The sequence below is a fragment of the Niveispirillum sp. GW835-FHT14G11 genome (assembly GCF_058793615.1).
In genome coordinates this window covers 27,786-44,758 of sequence record NZ_JBXAFZ010000017.1, presented here as the reverse complement: position 1 = coordinate 44,758, position 16,973 = coordinate 27,786, and the positions used below count along the sequence as shown (strand labels likewise).

General features: G+C 63.8%; 16 protein-coding genes. 10 read left to right on the top strand and 6 right to left on the bottom strand.

Going from position 1 to position 16,973, the window contains the following annotated elements; translation table 11 throughout:
• Positions 1–68 precede the first annotated feature (68 nt).
• The gene (locus tag AC1Q7F_RS26135; protein ID WP_492511488.1) at positions 69–233 is read right to left on the bottom strand and encodes a hypothetical protein; all 165 of its coding nucleotides are present in this window, start codon (positions 231–233) and stop codon (positions 69–71) included.
• A 258-nt stretch (positions 234–491) separates the two neighbouring features.
• On the opposite strand from AC1Q7F_RS26135, the gene AC1Q7F_RS26130 reads away from it, so the two are divergent.
• On the top strand, positions 492–1,844 hold the full coding sequence (locus tag AC1Q7F_RS26130; protein ID WP_492511487.1) for a TldD/PmbA family protein: 1,353 nt from the start codon (positions 492–494) through the stop codon (positions 1,842–1,844).
• Positions 1,845–1,900: 56 nt separating this feature from the next.
• On the opposite strand, the gene AC1Q7F_RS26125 is transcribed toward AC1Q7F_RS26130, so the two are convergent.
• Complete coding sequence (locus AC1Q7F_RS26125) at positions 1,901–2,653, bottom strand: response regulator transcription factor (protein WP_492511486.1); 753 nt, start codon at positions 2,651–2,653, stop codon at positions 1,901–1,903.
• Between the two features lie 331 nt (positions 2,654–2,984).
• On the opposite strand from AC1Q7F_RS26125, the gene AC1Q7F_RS26120 reads away from it, so the two are divergent.
• Positions 2,985–3,650: a response regulator transcription factor gene (locus tag AC1Q7F_RS26120; protein ID WP_492511485.1), complete on the top strand. Its 666-nt coding sequence runs from the start codon at positions 2,985–2,987 to the stop codon at positions 3,648–3,650.
• Between the two features lie 266 nt (positions 3,651–3,916).
• Here AC1Q7F_RS26120 and AC1Q7F_RS26115 read toward each other — a convergent pair whose 3' ends face one another.
• On the bottom strand, positions 3,917–4,993 hold the full coding sequence (locus AC1Q7F_RS26115; RefSeq protein ID WP_492511484.1) for an OmpA family protein: 1,077 nt from the start codon (positions 4,991–4,993) through the stop codon (positions 3,917–3,919).
• Between the two features lie 229 nt (positions 4,994–5,222).
• On the bottom strand, positions 5,223–5,408 hold the full coding sequence (locus tag AC1Q7F_RS26110) for a hypothetical protein (protein WP_492511483.1): 186 nt from the start codon (positions 5,406–5,408) through the stop codon (positions 5,223–5,225).
• 177 nt (positions 5,409–5,585) lie between these two features.
• Here AC1Q7F_RS26110 and AC1Q7F_RS26105 point away from each other — a divergent pair, with 177 nt between their 5' ends.
• Positions 5,586–6,620, top strand: a complete 1,035-nt coding sequence (locus AC1Q7F_RS26105) for an MBL fold metallo-hydrolase (RefSeq protein ID WP_492511482.1) — start codon at positions 5,586–5,588, stop codon at positions 6,618–6,620.
• 8 nt (positions 6,621–6,628) lie between these two features.
• Here AC1Q7F_RS26105 and AC1Q7F_RS26100 read toward each other — a convergent pair whose 3' ends face one another.
• On the bottom strand, positions 6,629–7,273 hold the full coding sequence (locus AC1Q7F_RS26100) for a hypothetical protein (RefSeq protein ID WP_492511481.1): 645 nt from the start codon (positions 7,271–7,273) through the stop codon (positions 6,629–6,631).
• A gap of 355 nt (positions 7,274–7,628) precedes the next feature.
• On the opposite strand from AC1Q7F_RS26100, the gene AC1Q7F_RS26095 reads away from it, so the two are divergent.
• Positions 7,629–8,849: a helix-turn-helix domain-containing protein gene (locus AC1Q7F_RS26095; RefSeq protein ID WP_492511480.1), complete on the top strand. Its 1,221-nt coding sequence runs from the start codon at positions 7,629–7,631 to the stop codon at positions 8,847–8,849.
• Between the two features lie 165 nt (positions 8,850–9,014).
• Here AC1Q7F_RS26095 and AC1Q7F_RS26090 read toward each other — a convergent pair whose 3' ends face one another.
• A complete protein-coding gene (locus tag AC1Q7F_RS26090) occupies positions 9,015–9,491 on the bottom strand; it encodes a phasin family protein (protein WP_492511479.1) in 477 nt (158 codons plus the stop codon).
• Between the two features lie 848 nt (positions 9,492–10,339).
• Here AC1Q7F_RS26090 and uvrC point away from each other — a divergent pair.
• The 6 genes from uvrC to AC1Q7F_RS26060 all read left to right on the top strand — a co-directional run bounded on the left by uvrC (position 10,340) and on the right by AC1Q7F_RS26060 (position 16,916).
• On the top strand, positions 10,340–12,280 hold the full coding sequence (uvrC, locus tag AC1Q7F_RS26085) for an excinuclease ABC subunit UvrC (protein ID WP_492511478.1): 1,941 nt from the start codon (positions 10,340–10,342) through the stop codon (positions 12,278–12,280).
• 48 nt (positions 12,281–12,328) lie between these two features.
• Positions 12,329–12,892 carry a CDP-diacylglycerol--glycerol-3-phosphate 3-phosphatidyltransferase gene (gene pgsA / locus AC1Q7F_RS26080; RefSeq protein ID WP_492511477.1) on the top strand — a complete coding sequence of 188 codons (564 nt, stop codon included), beginning with the start codon at positions 12,329–12,331 and terminating at the stop codon, positions 12,890–12,892.
• A 7-nt stretch (positions 12,893–12,899) separates the two neighbouring features.
• A complete protein-coding gene (gene moaD / locus AC1Q7F_RS26075; protein WP_492511555.1) occupies positions 12,900–13,151 on the top strand; it encodes a molybdopterin converting factor subunit 1 in 252 nt (83 codons plus the stop codon).
• Complete coding sequence (locus AC1Q7F_RS26070) at positions 13,151–13,627, top strand: molybdenum cofactor biosynthesis protein MoaE (RefSeq protein ID WP_492511476.1); 477 nt, start codon at positions 13,151–13,153, stop codon at positions 13,625–13,627. The genes moaD and AC1Q7F_RS26070 overlap by 1 nt, the downstream gene beginning before the upstream one ends.
• A 111-nt stretch (positions 13,628–13,738) precedes the next feature.
• Entirely contained in the window at positions 13,739–14,956 is a 1,218-nt protein-coding gene (locus AC1Q7F_RS26065; protein WP_492511475.1) for a sensor histidine kinase, read from the top strand.
• A 277-nt stretch (positions 14,957–15,233) separates the two neighbouring features.
• Positions 15,234–16,916 carry a methyl-accepting chemotaxis protein gene (locus AC1Q7F_RS26060; RefSeq protein ID WP_492511474.1) on the top strand — a complete coding sequence of 561 codons (1,683 nt, stop codon included), beginning with the start codon at positions 15,234–15,236 and terminating at the stop codon, positions 16,914–16,916.
• Positions 16,917–16,973 lie beyond the last annotated feature (57 nt).

Here is a 16,973-nt window from a genome sequence, read left to right as displayed (position 1 = left end):
ACGGATTGAAAGACTGGCGCCAGTTTAGCACCAGCCGTCCCGGCCCGTCACCCTTCCCCGCCGGAAGGTCAGCCCTTCGGTGCCACCGACACCGGATTGTGTGCCACGGTTCCGCCCTCGGCATGGGCCGTCTGCTCGCCGGCGGACAAGGCCGCCACCACGAACAGTCCGGCCAGGACCAGGGCTTGCAGGACCATGGCGGCACGCTGCTTAAAATTCGTCGCTTCACGCATGACGGCCTCCCAAAAGCTGGACGTTGATCCTGGGCATCGCCCCGATACCCGATGAGAAGACTATATAAGCGACTTTATAACATGCAAATGTTTAATATTGTCTCTGACGGGTTTCGGCTTGGTAACGCCTTGTTCCTGTTGCACGGATGGCACAGCCGCAGGCCATCGCCCCTGCGCTTTGGGCCTTTGCGGGCCGGGATGCGGGTGCTAGATGTCAGGGACGGGCCCGTTGAGGGGTCAGCGCATACGGGAATCGTGATGAGCAAGCCGTCCTTCGACCAGAACGCCGCCAACCTGTTGGACGACCTGATCGGCCGCGCCCGCCGCGCCGGGGCTGATGCGGCTGACGCGCTGCTGGTGGATGCGGCATCCTTGTCACTGTCCACCCGGTTGGGCCAGCCCGAGGGGCTGGAGCGGGCGGAAGCCGGCGACCTGGGCCTGCGCGTCTTCGTGGGCAAGCGCATGGCGGTGGTGTCGAGCACCGACCGCAGCCCGCGCATGCTGGCCGAACTGGCGGAGCGCGCCGTTTCCATGGCGCGGGCTGTACCGGAGGACACATTCTGCGGCATCGCCGACCCAGACCAGATCACCCGTGACTGGACCGACCTGGACTTGGTAGACCCCACCGAGCCGACGGCGGACGCGTTGATCGTGGCCGCCAAGGCCACGGAGGATGCGGCCCGCGCCGTGGCCGGCGTCACCAACTCCGACGGCGCGGATGCCGGCTGGAGCCGCAGTGCCGTAACCCTGGTGGCCAGCAACGGCTTTGCCGGCGGCTATGGCGTGTCGCGCCGCACCCTTTCCGTTTCCGTCCTGGCTGGCGAGGGCACGGGCATGGAGCGGGATTACGATTACCACTCCACCGTCTATGGAAGCGACCTGGACAGCCCGGAGGAGATCGGGGCGCGGGCCGGACACAAGGTGGTGGCCAAACTGAATCCCCGTAAGGTCAAGAGCCAGTCGGTGCCGGTTGTGTTCGACCCGCGCCTGACGGGCGGATTCGTCGGCACGCTGTGTGGCGCCATATCCGGAGCCGCCATCGCGCGGGGCACAAGCTTCCTGAAGGACCGGTTGGGCAAGGAAGTGTTCGCGCCTGGCATCCAGATCATCGAGGACCCGCATATCCGTCGCGGCCTGCGGTCCAAGCCTTTCGATGCTGAGGGGCTGGCAAACCATCGCCGCAACCTGATCGAAGATGGGGTGCTGACCACCTGGCTGATGGATTTGCGGTCGTCGCGCCAGCTGGGCTTGGCGCCCACGGGCCATGCCACACGTGGCACCAGCGGACCGCCGGCCCCCAACGCCACCAATGTCTATCTGGCGCCAGGCCCCCTGTCGCCCCGGGAACTGATGGCCGACATCAAACAGGGCCTGTATGTAACGGAGATGATGGGCCAGGGCGTGAACGGGGTGACCGGCGATTATTCGCGCGGCGCTGCCGGCTTCTGGATCGAGAATGGCGAGATCGCCTATCCGGTCAGCGAGATCACCATCGCCGGCAATCTGAAGGATATGTTCCGGCGCCTGGTGCCCGCCAGCGACCTGAACCGGCGCTACGGCATTGATGCGCCCACCATCCGTATCGATGGGATGACGGTGGCGGGAACGTAATGAAAAGGCCCGGCCGAAGGATGGGCCGGGCCTTTTCAAGGACGGAGCTGGAAGGATCAGTCGGCCCTGAAACCCGTGCGGGCGGCGAGAATGGCGATCTGGGTACGGTTACGCGCCCCCAGCTTCTGCATCATCGCGCGCACATGTACCTTCACCGTGCCTTCCAGCACGCCCAGTTGCCGGGCGATCTCCTTGTTGGAGCAGCCGGACAGCAGCAGGCGGAAAATATCCCGCTGACGATTGGTCAGGCGGGCCACAGAGGCGAAGTCCGCGTGATCCTCGGCCACCGGTACCGCCACCGATGGCGTCAGCATGGCATAGGGCATCTGCACATAACCTTCACGGGTCAGCGCCAGGGATACCGCCTCCGCCAGAACGGCACTGGGGTCGCTCTTCAGCAGGCAGGCGACGGCGCCAGCCGTCAGCAGGGTCCGGGTTTCTGCCGGTGTGAAAGCCGACGACATCACGATGGCCGGCACACCCTGCATCCGTGCCAGGAAATCGGCAATGGCGGCCATCCGTTCGGTACCCAACCCGTCGGCATCCATCAGCACCACGTCGGGCACGCTGGTCGCCTGGGCCAGTAGGGTCAGTGCCTCTGCTGGGGTTCCCGCCTGCCAGGTCTGGGACCCGTCATGCAGGGACGCCAGCGTCAGGGCCAAGCCATGACGGACCAGGGCCTGCGGATCGACGATCAGGAAGCAGCGGCGACGCACACCGGAAAGCGCGTCCCCACCGGCGGGGCGCGCATAATTATCCGTGGTCACGACACGCAGCGGATTGCCGCCCCGGCGTACAGCGATGCTCATCATGACCTCCAACAAACGGGCATCCAGACCCGGTGTTAACCTCTCGTACATATTCATACGGATTAAGTCTTCTCGCAACCTCCTTCTGGTCAATTCGTTCAGAATCTGTTTATATTCTTCACAGCAATCGAGTTGTTATGAAATTAGATCGAATTTCGAAGCATTTATCCTTTGTGGTTACTTCGAAGTAGTGATCTATCGATTGTATTTTAACTAAACTTTCAGCGACAAGCCCAAAAGGCTTGGAATCATGGGAAAAATTCCCGTCGGATGCGACATGCGCCTGGTTCAGCGGCGATGGGAATGGGCTGGATCAAAGGGGGTATGCGGGATGACGTCCGGGACTGTGATGCTGGTCGACCATGATCAATTATTCAGCGCGGCCTTGGCCGCCTTGCTGGAGGAAGAGGGGATGGTGGTGGAATCACCCCTGCCGTCGCTTCCCAGCGCCGAACAGGCCCTTTCAGACGGAACGCCCCCCGCCCTGATCATCACGGATCCGGCCGGTCTGGACCGGAGCGAGGATCGTGACCCGCTGCAAAGGCTGCGTAGCCTAGCCCCGGAAAGTCGTATCCTGGTGCTGAGCGCCGATCTGTCGCAGACGGCGCTGAACCGCAGCCTGTCGGCCGGCGCGCATGGCCATGTCTCCAAGGGCGCCTCCTTCAACGCCGTGCTGCGGGCTGTGCGCCTGATTCTGATGGGCCAGGCCGTCTATCCGGCTGCCGCAACCCAGGGAATGGGCCAGACGCCTGCGCCTGCCGCGATGACCATGGAAACGACCGGCGAAGGCAGCGGGGCCGATCTATCGCCACGCGAGACACAGATTCTGGCTTGTGTCATCAGCGGCCATTCCAACAAGGCCATCGCCCGACGCCTCTCCATCACGGAAAGCACCGTGAAGATGCATTTCAAGAACGCCATGCGGAAAATCAACGCCGGCAACCGCACCCAGGCCGCGATCTGGGCCATGGAACATGGCATCGCGCCAATGGCGTGAAAAACTTTAAACATTTGCATAATATTAAGATAAAGCTTTATCGATCCAAGTAATGGCGGCGGCATGGATTTATCACTCATGCCCCTGACCGCAAACCAGTGTCCACGCCCCATGGTCAGGGCATGGATGCGCCTTGGCACCCTGCTGGCGGGTACACGCATTCTCCAGACAAGCCAGACAAAAAAGAAAAGGGGCCGCTGCATGCAGCGACCCCTCTACCGGTATCCGCCAGCCCCGAAGGGCTGACGAAGGTCACAGCGTTCCGATTACGGGAACACAATGACGGCGCGGCGGTTCGACGGCTCACGGACGCCGTCAGCGGTCGGGACCAGCAGGTCCGCTTCGCCCTTGGCTTCCACGGCGATCTGGTTGGACGGCAGACCCTGGCTGGCCAGATACTCGCGCACGGCTTCGGCGCGGCGTTGGGACAGCTTCTGGTTATAATCGGTCGGACCGGACGTGTCGGCATGACCGGCCACGTTGATCTGCACGATCTTGCCAGCCTTGGCGTCGCGGGCGACGTTCTGCAGGACCTGCTGGGCGTCAGCCGACAGGGTCGAACGATCCCAGTCAAAGAAGACGGTGAAGTTGCGGGTGATGGTCGGGGCCGGGGCAGCAACCGGCGCCGGGGCCGGAGCCGGCGGCGGCGGAGCCGACACGACGGTCGTGGCCGGCACGGCCTTCACCGGAGCCGAACCGAACACGGTGCGGACGCCGATCAGGACGCTGTGGGAGTTGTAGTCGTTTTTGAAGGACGGGCTGCTCAGCGGATGCTTCAGGTCATCAATGGCCTGATAGCGGTAGCCGAACGTCAGATCCAAATCCTGAGTGAGGGCATAGGCCACACCGGCATTCAACTGGTATGCAAAGGCACCATCGACGGCACCGGTATAGCTGGTGGCCCCGAGAATCGGTCCGACAGCATCATTGTCCACCCAGCCCCAGCCGAGACCGAAGCCAACGAACGGGCGGAAGGCCGAACCGACGTCGAATTCCTTCTGAACCACACCCATCAGCGTGTAGCTGGAAATGTCGCCGATCGCCGTGCCGGTGCGGGTGGCCGGGCCACCGGAAATGCCATCGACCTCATGAATCTGGTGACCACCCTCCAGACCGATGCGCAGGCCATCACCGAACTGATAGCCCAGTTCGACCACAGCGGAGATTGCCTCCTTGGCACTCACCTCATTGGTCAGGGTGGCTCCCTTGTAGTCACTGTCCTGCAGCCAGTTCACACCGATCTGGGCGCCGATATACGGACCCTCCGGCAGGCTTTGCGCCATGGCGGTCACGGGCAGCACGAGAGCCAGTGCGGTTCCCATCAGCAAATGGTGCAGTTTCATCTTTCATTCTCCTTATGGGCCCTTGGGGCGATCACCTTACGTCGGGACCGGTTGTTGGCGATGATCCCGGCGGCGACCTGTTCTGTCACGGACGGCCGAACGAATCCCGGCGCGACCAATGTCCCACCAGACTTACAGAAATTGTGCTGCCGACTCAAGGTAGCAACTTGGTGGCCAAACATACTAGCCCATATGGCTAAACAATCATCTCGGAGAATTAGCGTTTGTTCTACGCCGCGCTGCGAAAGGCTTTCATGGCCTCCCGCCTGGCCGCGACCCCGTCGACAAAGCGCTTGCCATGCAGACGCTGCACAGCTGGATGGACCGCGTGAAACACGAAATCATCGCCTCCCGGCACCAGCAAACCCAGCGCTTCCTCTTCGATTTCAATGATCGTGCCCTTGTGCTTTTCCATTTGCCCGGACTCCGAGAATCAGATTTCCCTGGCCTGCCTCTATCCCTGAAACCGTGACGGTTGCCATCACGGTTTCGTGACGTCGCGGCCGGCATGGTCAAATCAGGTCACTTGTCCTATGACTTCTGTCGAACCCATCCGGGGCCGTCCTGGCCCGCCCCCAGCGTCCAAGGCCCAATGACCGTGACCGACAAGCCGGAATCAGTGCCACAGATCAGCCAGGCAGCGCCCGGCATCTGGGGCCTGCGCCTGCCCCTGCCCTTCCAATTGAATCACATCAATGTGTGGCTGCTGTCAGATCACATGCCCGACGGGCGTCCCGCCTGGACGCTGATCGACACGGGCGTGGCCAGCGGTCTGACACGCGGGCTGTGGGAGAGGGTAGCCGCGGATTTCCTGGGCGATGCGCCCGTGCGCCGCGTCATCGTCACCCACTTCCATCCCGACCATATCGGGCTGGCCGACTGGCTGTGCCGACGCTTCGACGCCCCCTTGCACATGACCCGCACCGAATGGCTGCTGGCCCGCATGCTGTGCCTGGATGCGTCGGAGGCAATCGCCGATGCCGGGCGACGCTTCTATGGCGCCATGGGGCTGGACGCACCGGCCCTGGCGGCGCTGTCGGCGCGCGGCAATGCCTATTCGCGGGGGGTCCCGGTGGTGCCCGCCTTGTTCGACCGCATGAGCGATGGCGACATGCTGCGTATCGGCGACCGCGACTGGCGGATCATCACGTCGGGCGGGCATTCGCCGGAGCATGCCTGCCTCTACAGCGCCGACGGCGGCAATGTGCTGATCGCCGGCGACATGGTGCTGCCGCGCATCAGCCCCAATGTCAGCGTCTGGCCCGCCGAACCCTTCGCCGATCCGTTGGCGGAATTTCTGCATGGGCTGACGCGGCTGCGCGAATTGCCAGCGGATACGGTCGTCCTGCCCTCGCACGGACCCGTGTTCGAGGACCTGCGGGGCCGCATCGATGAATTGCTGCGCCACCATGCGGAACGGCTGAACGAGGCGGAGGCGGACTGTGCCGATGGCGGGCGCACGGTGGCGCAGATCACCGCCACCATGTTCAAGCGCCCGCTGGACACCCACCAATTGACCTTCGCGGCCGGCGAGGCGCTCGCCCACCTGAACCATCTGGTCGCCACGGGACGGATAAAGCGCCGGTGCCGCCCGGATGACGGCGCCTGGCTGTTCACCCAGTCCTGAAGGACACGTTATTGCGCGACACTCTTGGCCTTTGTCTTGGCGCCGGCCGCGGCACCGGCGATGGCCGGAGCCGGCGCCCGCGGCGGAGCGGCATTGACAGCTGCCGTGGCGGCATCGGCCAGCAGGACCGTGGGTGCCGGCTTGTCACAGCGGGGCGCGTTGGCCAGGTGCATGCCGGCGCCGTCAGGCGACAGGCCCTGTTCGATCTCCGCCAGGCTGGCCGCCATGGCTTGTGCGACCAGCGGCGCGTGCGTGCCGCAGAAGACCGGCGTCGTCAGCGCGATGGCACGCTGCGATGTCTCATTGGCCAGACGGGTACGGAAACTGTCGAAATTGCGGGTGGGATTGCCCTTGGCCGTGCGCTTGTAATAGGCGACCAGCGACTTTTCCCATTCCTGGATGCGGGACTGGTGCTTTAGCGTGAACTGCTTGTACTGGTTGAACAGGCTGAGTTGGCCCTTAACGTCCATGTGCTGGCAGGTCAGGCCGATCACCATCAATTCCGTATGCAGACGGATACCCTGCTCAGCCGCGAATTCCGGCACCGAATAGCAAGGCCCCTTAGGCGGGGCGGCGATGGTCGGCGAAGCGGCAAGAGTAGCGGTGACGGTAAGCGCGCCGATGGCGCGGGCGACCTGGCGGAAGGACGGCATGCGGAGAGATCCGTTGCGACGGGAATGATATGATGCGGACTGTGCCGCAACCCGCCCCAGCCCGCAAGAGAAGCCAGCCCCGGCCCGGAGATTTCGTTGCCTAGCCGGACCGGTCCCGGCGGCCGGCCATAGGGACATGAGCGCCATGCCGGGATTTTTTGCCCCCGCGACGCAGTTTCTCTTTCATTTCGAAAATAATTCCCCCATATCTGAAACCACAAATCCTGGCAGACCCCTTCCGATGGCAAGCCGAGACCCACGGGTCCCTGCAAAAGGCCGGCTCACGCGACGGGATTGCCTGAGACTGTGAATCCGCTGCATGACGCATGAGCCTCTCTGGCAACCGAGTGATATCTTGAACGCCGAAACTGAAGGTGATGCGGAGTCCCCAAAGCGCCGGGGTCGTATTCCGCAATCCGCTTGGCCGCGAATTCTGGAACGCTACAAGGCGGGAGCCACGCTTTCCGCCATAGCGCGGGAATTTGACTGCACGCCCAGCGCCATTTCCTACATTGTCCGCAAGGCGGAGGCCGCTGGCCTGACCGGCGACGGTGGGGAAGGTACGCCGACCGAGGCCGCGCCGGCCCCTGCTGCGCTGGCCCCTGTGGAATTGCCCGCTCCAGCCCCGGTGGCCGCTGCGGTGGAAGCACCGCGTCCGCGGCGTGTGTCCCGCACAGCTGAAGCCCGTCCGGCGGAATTGCCGCTGGCCGAAGCCATCCCGGCAGCCCCCCCCGTGGCCCCGCCATCCGTGGCAGCCGCACCGGTGACCGCAGTTGAGCCGCCGGCCGCCCCCGTGGCGACGGAAGCCCCGACCGTGGATGCGACGCGCGATAGCCCGTTCCAGCATGATAGCGGCCGCCATGGCGAGGTGCCGCGCCGTTTCGAGGGTCGCGACAACCGCCCGCCGCGGGAACCGCGCGAGGGCCGTGAAGGCCGACCCGACCGGGCTGAGCGTTTCAGCCAGGAAGGTCGTGAGCCGCGTCCCGATCGTGAGCGTAACGAGTTCCGGGGTGAACCGCGGCAGGATCGTGGCCCCCAGGATCGCAATCAGCAGCAGGGCGACCGCCGTCCGCAGCAGGGCAATGTCCGCTTCCCGCAGGGGGGGCAGCCCGGGCCGCAGCGCGACCGGTTTGGCGAGCGGCCGCCCCGCGATCGGCTGGAAGTGCGGCCGCCGCGTGATTTCGACCGTGACCGCAATGTCGGAAACGAGGCACGCGGCGGCGAGCGCGCCGTGCCCGACTATGCGCCCTCGCCGTCCGAGGGTCCGGCCGACGTCGTCTATCCCTACCGCCAGCAGCAGCGCAACCCGGCTCGCCTGGAAGCGGCGGAGACGCCGGCCGTCCCCGCCGACGAGCGCATGGATGCGTCGGCCAAGGCCTGTGCCGAAGCCTACAAGGCCTGGAAGGGTCAGACGGGCGGTGGCGTGCAAGGCTTGACCGACGCGCTGCATGAGCTGCGCAAGGTGATCGCCCGTATGGAGATCGAGATTTCTGCCAGCCGCAAGGAAGAGCAGCGCCCGGTTTCCTTCCCCTCCTACCGTACCAACCTGCCCCCGCCGCAACAGCCGCGCGGCTGACCTTGCCGGCTGTCGCAGACTCACGGTTGAAAGGGCCTCGTCTTCCTGACGGGGCCCTTTTTGTTTCAAGCCATCGCGGCATCAGCAGGCCGGCACGGGGGACGGGAAAAGAAAAAGGCCGCCCCAAAGGGACGGCCTTCAACTGACGGCATCGTCGGGGAAGGATCAGGCCTTCTTGACCGTGAGCTTGGACAGAACGCCCTGCAGCTCTTCGATGCTTTCCTTGACGCGCTTGGACAGGACCTCGGCGGCCTCGGTGTTGGACTTGGCGACCAGTTCCGACAGTTCCTTCAGATTGGCAGAGGCCTTCTCGAAGGAGCCCTTCACCAGGGCGGCCTGCTTGGCGACCTTGTCTTCCGGGGTGCCGGGGGTCAGCAGTTCGTTCACCAGGGTCGAGGTCTCTTCCAGCGACTGGCGGATGATCTCGGCCTGCCGACGGGCGACGGCCTGATAGCCTTCCACGGCCAGCTGGTTGGCGGCAACGATGGCCTCCACATTGCGGCGCTGGGCGGTGACCAAGCCTTCGAAATCGGCGCTGGGCAGCTTGAAATCGCCGAATGCCTTCTGGAAATCGGTGAAGCGGTTCATGTCGAAGAACTTCGCCGGATCGAAGTCCAGAAACGGATTCTTGTAGGTGGCCATAATCATTCCCCAATGCTGTCTGTCGTCAGTAACGGCGGATGGCGGCAGGCGGCGGGAAGACCCTGCTGCGCCGCAACATATCCGATGGAGATAATGCCCTTTGCCGCTTTTTTCGTCAACTTTTTTTGTTGCAGCGCACAAAAACCATGACAGATCAAGCCTCTGCATGTTTCGATCCGATAGATTGGCGTGCAAGCATGGCTGCCATCCCTGACCATGAGTAGTGGCATGGTCAGGGATGGGGAATCTGATGGATGGGAGTCTTTATTCCCATAGGCAGGTGCAGCTCGACAATGGAGATGACCGCCGTCCCCGCCTCAGGGCATCAGTCATAGGGCGGAGACAGGCATTCTCGCTGACGCTAGCGTAAACGATGTCTTAACGGGTGGTGGCGGAGTAGCTTCCCGAAACTGGACGAATTCCGTCCTGAACCTTGCGTCCATGGTCCTAGGCTTTTACACAGGCCGACAATCCGCCGCGCTACGCGGGTTCGATCGGCGATGTCAAGCCCTGGTATCGGCTTCATGACAGTCAGGTGACGGCTTGACTTCAAAAAACATCAACAAAATCAATGGGCTGATTTTTTCTGCCTGTTTTTTGTGCAATGGCGTGGAACCCGCGGACTCCCTGGCTCCCAACCATCCAACCCATCACTTGTCCGCAGACTTATCCACAGGTTTCGTGGAAATCCATGCCTAAGCCTTCCATCCTTCCTCGTGCTGCCGGAAGGACAGGGTGATAAGGTAACCGGTATCACTTCCGGTGGACGCCTATGCCTTCCGGTCGGATCCGCGGCGTATTTCAGCAGGCGATTGACCGGCGCGCAGGGATACGCCACATGCAGGGCCATGACCGACACAGCCGACCATGATCCGCCCCCTCCCCCGACCGATGTCCCCCCCGCGCCGGAGACGGCACCGGGCCGGCGCAAACGCGCCGTGGCCGACCTGTCGCGCGGCGTCGATATCATCAAGGGCTATCTGCGCACCCTGCCCGACCGGCCCGGCGTGTACCGGATGCTGAATGATGAGGGCAATGCGCTGTATGTCGGCAAGGCACGCAGCCTGAAGAAACGCGTCACCAACTATACGATGCCGGTGAAGCTGCCCATCCGACTGCAGCGCATGATCGCCGAGACCACGCAGATGGAGTTCGTCACCACCCATACGGAGGTGGAGGCGCTGCTGCTAGAATCGAACCTGATCAAGAAGCTGATGCCGCGCTACAATGTGCTGCTGCGCGACGACAAGACCTTTCCCCATATCCTGATCACCGGCGGGCAGGATTATCCGCAGCTGACCAAGCATCGCGGCACGCGCACCGATGCCGGCTCATATTACGGCCCTTTCGCATCGGCCGGGGCCGTCAACCGCGTGCTGACGGCGCTGCAGCGCGCCTTCCAGCTGCGCACCTGTGCCGACACGGTGTTCAACACCCGCACCCGCCCCTGCCTGCAATACCAGATCAAGCGCTGCACGGCGCCCTGCGTGGCGAAGGTGACCGGGACCGAATATGCCGAGCAGGTACGGGAGGCCAAGCAGTTTCTGGAAGGCCGCAGCCGCGACATCCAGGCCGATCTGGCCACCCACATGCAGGCGGCGGCCGAGGCGCTGGAGTTCGAACGCGCGGCCAAGCTGCGCGACCGTATCCGGGCCCTGACCGCCATCCAGGCCCACCAGGACATCAATGTCGAGGGCGTGGACGATGCCGACATCATCGCCGCCTATCAGGATGGCGGCAGCACCTGCGTGCAGGTGTTCTTCTTCCGCGGCGGGCGCAATTATGGCAACCGCGCCTATTTCCCCAGCCATGACAAGGTGCTGGAGGTGGAGGAGGTCCTGTCATCCTTCATCGCGCAGTTCTATGACAACAAGACGGCCCCAGGCCTGATCCTGGTCAGCCATGATCTGCCGGAGGAGGCGCTGCTGCAGGAGGCGCTCAGCCTGCGCGCCGGGGTGAAGGTGGAACTGCACGCGCCCAAGCGCGGGGACAAGAAGCGGCTGCTCGATCATGCCGTCAACAATGCCCGCGACGCCCATGGAAGACGGCTGGCGGAGACGGGTAGCCAGACCAAGCTGCTGGCCGGTGTCGCCGCGGCCTTCGGTCTGGCGGAACCGCCGGCGCGTATCGAAATCTATGATAACAGCCACATCCAAGGCGCCCATTCCATCGGCGCCATGGTCGTGGCCGGCCCCGACGGTTTCATCAAGAACGCCTATCGCAAGTTCAACATCAAATCCAAGGATGCGGCCGGCGACGATTTCGCCATGATGCGCGAGGTGTTCACCCGCCGATTCGAACGCGCGCTGAAGGAGGACCCCGAGCGCAGTGGCGAGACCTGGCCCGATCTGGTGCTGATCGACGGCGGTGAGGGACAGTTGGGCGTGGTCATGGAGGTGATGGCCGAACTGGGGATCGAGGATGTCCCCCTCGTCTCCATCGCCAAGGGACCGGATCGCGATGCAGGTCGAGAGCGATTCTTCATGCCTGGCCGCCCCCCCTTCGGCATGGAGCATAAGAGCCCCGTGCTCTATTATCTCCAGCGTTTGCGCGACGAAGCGCACCGCTTCGCCATCGGCACCCATCGGGCCAAACGGGAAAAGGCGATCAGTGCCTCGCCGCTTGACGAGATCCAGGGAATCGGGCCGCGGCGCAAGAAAGCGCTGCTGCTGCATTTCGGTTCCGCCCGCGCGGTGTCGCGCGCCGGGCTTAACGATCTCCAGGCCGTGGAGGGGATCAGCGATACCGTCGCCAGAATCATCTATGATCACTTCCATGGGGAAGGATAGGATGCGCGCCGTCGACGGAAGACCCGTTTCCATCATGCCTTGGCGCCCATGCTGACCAGCCTGCCCAACATCCTGACCCTGTCGCGCATCGCCGTGATCCCGGTCGTCGTGGCCCTGTTCTTCTTTCCAGGCAAATGGAGCGCCTGGACGGCGCTGGGGCTTTATTCGGCGGCCTGCATCACCGACTGGTTCGACGGCTATCTGGCCCGCGTCTGGCGGGAGGAGAGCCTTATCGGCAAGTTCCTGGACCCCATCGCCGACAAGCTGCTGGTGGCGGCTGTGCTGATGATGCTGGCGGGCGTGGGAAAGATCGCGGGGCTGACCATCATCCCCGCCATCATCATCCTGCTGCGCGAGGTGATGGTGTCGGGCCTACGGGAGTTCCTGGCCGGGCTGCGCGTCTCCGTCCCGGTCAGCGGCCTTGCCAAATGGAAGACCACCATCCAGATGGTGGCCATCGGTTGGCTGATCGTCGGTGCCGACGGGCCGGAAGGCTGGCCCGTGACCCTGATCGGGGAAGTGGGGTTGTGGCTGGCGGCCGCCCTGACGCTGATGACCGGCTGGGATTATCTGCGTGCGGGCCTACGCCACATGCTGACGCCGAAAGGGTGACGTGATGCTGAAGCTGTTCTATTTCGCCTGGCTGCGCACCAAGATCGGCATCGCGGAGGAGCGCGTGGCCCTGCCCGAGGGCGTGACGGACGTCGCCGGCCTGATCGGCTGGCTGCGCGGGCGCGGGACCGGGTATGAGGATGCGCTGGCCAATCTGGACGTGGTCAAGGTCGCGGTTAACCAGGAATATGTGCCCTTCACCCACCCGGTCGCGGCCGGGGACGAGGTGGCCCTGTTCCCGCCGGTGACGGGCGGCTGATGACTGTCCGGGTCCAGCGCGAGGATTTCGACATCGGGGCCGAACTGGCGGCGCTGACCGGTGGCGATACCGGGATTGGCGGTGTCTGCTGCTTCACCGGCCTGGTGCGCGACCTGCATCCCAAGGCGGGAGAGACGGCCGGCACGGTGCGCGCCCTGACTCTGGAGCATTATCCCGGCATGACGGAACGGCAGCTGGAATCGATCGAGGCGGAGGCGCATGCCCGCTGGCCGCTTTCCGCCAGCCTGATCATCCATCGCCATGGCCGCATGGAGCCGGGGGAGCGCATCGTGATGGTGGCGTGCGCGTCCGCCCATCGCGAGGCCGCGTTCGAAGCCTGCCGCTTCCTCATGGATTGGCTGAAGACCAAGGCACCCTTCTGGAAACTGGAAGATACCGGGACCGGCGACCGCTGGGTCGCGGCGCGAGAGGAAGATTCAACCGCAGCCGAAAACTGGCTACCCCGTCCGGCGTAACACCTACCGGCAATTCGCAGCCCCTATGCGCTAAAGACGGCAAGGTTGCAGGCGACAAGCCCCATCCGCTGTGCCACATATAGGTATAGGTACAACCTTGCCCGCACTGACATGTATCTCAAGGACGATCCCGCCACGATCCTGGTCGTGGGCGGCGACCCATCCAATTATCCGGCCGCCGCTGCCTTGAAACGGCTCGCACAGGCCGTTGATCTGCGCTTCCTTCGTTCCGAGGATGAATTTTTGTCGACCTGCCGGGCGAAACGGCCGGGGTTGCTGGTACTTGATCTGGCGGGCGTAGGCACGCCATTGGGGCTGGTGGCCGATATCAGGGCGGCGGACCTGCCGGTGGAGCCCACCATCATCCTGATCGGGGATGATATTCTGCCCCAACAGCGCACCCAGGCCACAGAGCTGGGTGTCATTGAAGTGATGGAACGGCCGCAGAGCGTGGCGGAACTGCAGGTCCGCCTGCTGGCCCATCTGCGCCTGCGCGAACGGCTGGTGAGGGCCGAGCAGGCAGCCGATGAACGCGGCCAACGGCTTGCCACCGCGCTGGATCTGCTGAAGGCGGCGGAACGCAAGCTGCTGGACCGGGCGCAAAAGTCAGAGCGCGGCTCAGAGGTCGTGGCCAGCGCTGCGCACGAGTTGCGTACGCCATTGCACGCCATCATCGGCTTTTCCGAGCTGATCCGTGATGCCATTCACGGCCCACACACCGATGCGCGCTATGGCGAATATGCCGTCGATATCCACCAGGCCGCCACGCATATGCTGACGCTGGTCGACGGCACCCTGGATCTGGCCCGCGCGGAATCCGGGGCGGACCAGCTGGATATCCGCGACATCGATATCGGCCGCACCGTGCAGGACAGTGCCCGCCTGCTGCGCCAGCTGGCCGAGGGTACGGGCATCACCCTGGACATCAAGGTCCCGGACGTGCCGCTGCGCATCCGCACCGATCCGGAAAAGGTGCGCCAGATCGTGCTGAACCTGGCATCAAACGCCATCAAGTTCACCCCCAGCGGCGGGCGCGTGACGGTGGAGGTGGCGGGGCTGGATGATGGCGGTGCCGTGATCCTGGTCATTCGCGATACCGGCATCGGCATCGCCAACCAGGATATGGCCACGGCCATGAAGCCCTTTGGCCAGGTGCGCCAGCCCGACAGGCCCCACCCCAAGGGCACGGGTCTGGGCCTGCCGCTGACCCGCCGTTTCGTGGAGATGCTGGGTGGGGCACTGGAAATCTCATCCGTCCCCGGCCAGGGCACCGTGATCAGCGTCCGCCTGCCAGCCAGCGCACCGACACAGGCAGCCACACCGGCGTGACAATGCCCGCAAGGCCGTCGCCATCCCGGCTTTACGAAAGCCGGTGCAAGGGAGTTGTCGGCTGTATCGGGCGTTTCCATGACAATTATTCGACGGATCGGACGTTCGCCACGCTGGATTCCGACTTCCACCCAAGATGATGACAGTGTGGGCACAGTCACCGGCAAGGCGCCAATTCACTCACTATCCTAACGCATAGATTGTCCCCATAGACGCACAGGCCTATGACCTGTGAGGTAATTCATTTTCATAAGACCAAACCCTTCGGGAGGGGGACATGTTCAGCAACTACTCTATTCGTGTCCGCGTTGTGGCGGCCTTTGGCCTTGTCCTGGCGCTGACCTTGGTGCTGGGTCTGTTCTCTCTGACTCGATTGAATCAAGTGGCCGATGCCGGATTGGTGATCGGCAACAATGCCCTGCCATCAGTGAAGGAAATCGAGGACATCTATACCTCGGCCTTGCGGATGCGCGTGAACCAGTACCAACATGTCCTGTCAACGAACGACAAGGAAATGGACTATGTTGAGGAGCGCCTCACCGGCGCGGCGAAGGAACTGGCGGAATCGCAGAAGAAATATGAGATTCTGATCAGTTCCCCAGAAGAGAAGGCGATCTATGATCAGTCGGTGATCAAGTGGACAGAGTATATGTCGAACTGGAAGGCAATCCACGCCCTGTCGCGGCAGAACAAGACGGATGAATCCAGCGCCCTGATGCGCGATCAGCAGACACCACTGTTCTACAAATTTCAGGAAGACATCAACAAGCTGATCAAGATCAATGAAGATGCCGCCGACAGTATGGTCGCCGACCTGACGGCCACCGTCAGCCTGTCCTTTATCATCGTCACCATCGTTCTGGCCCTGGCCGTGGCGGTCTCTGCTGGCGCCGGCTGGTTGCTGATCACGGGTGTGGCGAGGCCGGTGCGCGGCATGACCGATACGATGAACCGCCTGGCCAAGCATGAGTTGACCGTGGCCGTCGACGGTGGCGGGCGTGGTGACGAGATCGGCGACATGGCCCGCGCCGTGCAGGTGTTCAAGGATGGCCTGATCGAGGCCGACCGTCTGGCCGCAGAGCAAAAGCAGGAACAGGTCGCCAAGGAGGCCCGTGCCGCCCGCATCAATGACCTGATCCAAGGCTTCGACGCTCAGTCGTCGGCCGTGCTGCGTACCGTCAGCAGTGCCGCCACCGAACTGGACGCTACGGCCCAGAGCATGAGCGCCATCGCCGAGGAGACCAACCGCCAGGCCGCCGCTGCCGCCGCCGCCGCCGAGCAGACCACGGCCAATGTCCAGACCGTCGCCGCCGCCGCGGAGGAGATGACCGCCAGCATTACCGAGATCAATGCCCAGGTTAACCGCTCCAAGACCATCTCCGACCGGGCCTATGCCGAGGTCCGCAACACCGACAGTACGGTGGCCGGCCTGGCCGAAGCCGCCGGCCGCATCGGCGCCGTCGTCCAGTTGATCCAGGACATTGCCGGCCAAACCAACTTGCTGGCGCTGAACGCCACCATCGAGGCGGCCCGTGCCGGAGAGGCCGGCAAGGGCTTTGCGGTCGTGGCATCGGAGGTCAAGGCCCTGGCCAACCAGACCGCCAAGGCCACCGAAGAGATCGCCGCCCAGGTGACCGCCGTGCAGCAGGCCACCGACAGTTCCGTGGGTGCTATCCGCTCCATCGGCACCACCATCCAGTCGGTGTCGGAGATCGGCACCTCCATCGCCGCCGCCATGGAGGAACAGGGGGCCTCGACCTCGGAGATCAGCCGCAACGTCTCCCAGGCCGCCATGGGCACCCAGGAGGTGTCCGCCAATGTCAATCAGGTGACCGAGGCCGCCGCCCAGACCGGGGCCTCCGCCACACAGGTGCTGGGGGCCGCCAGGGAACTGGCGCAGCAGTCCGAACTGCTGCGCGCCAAGGTCGAACAGTTCCTGTCCGATATCCGCGCCGCCTGAGGCCGCGCCCCCAAGTTATTGTAAATGCTGATTTACCATCCCCGCGCCGCAGTTGCC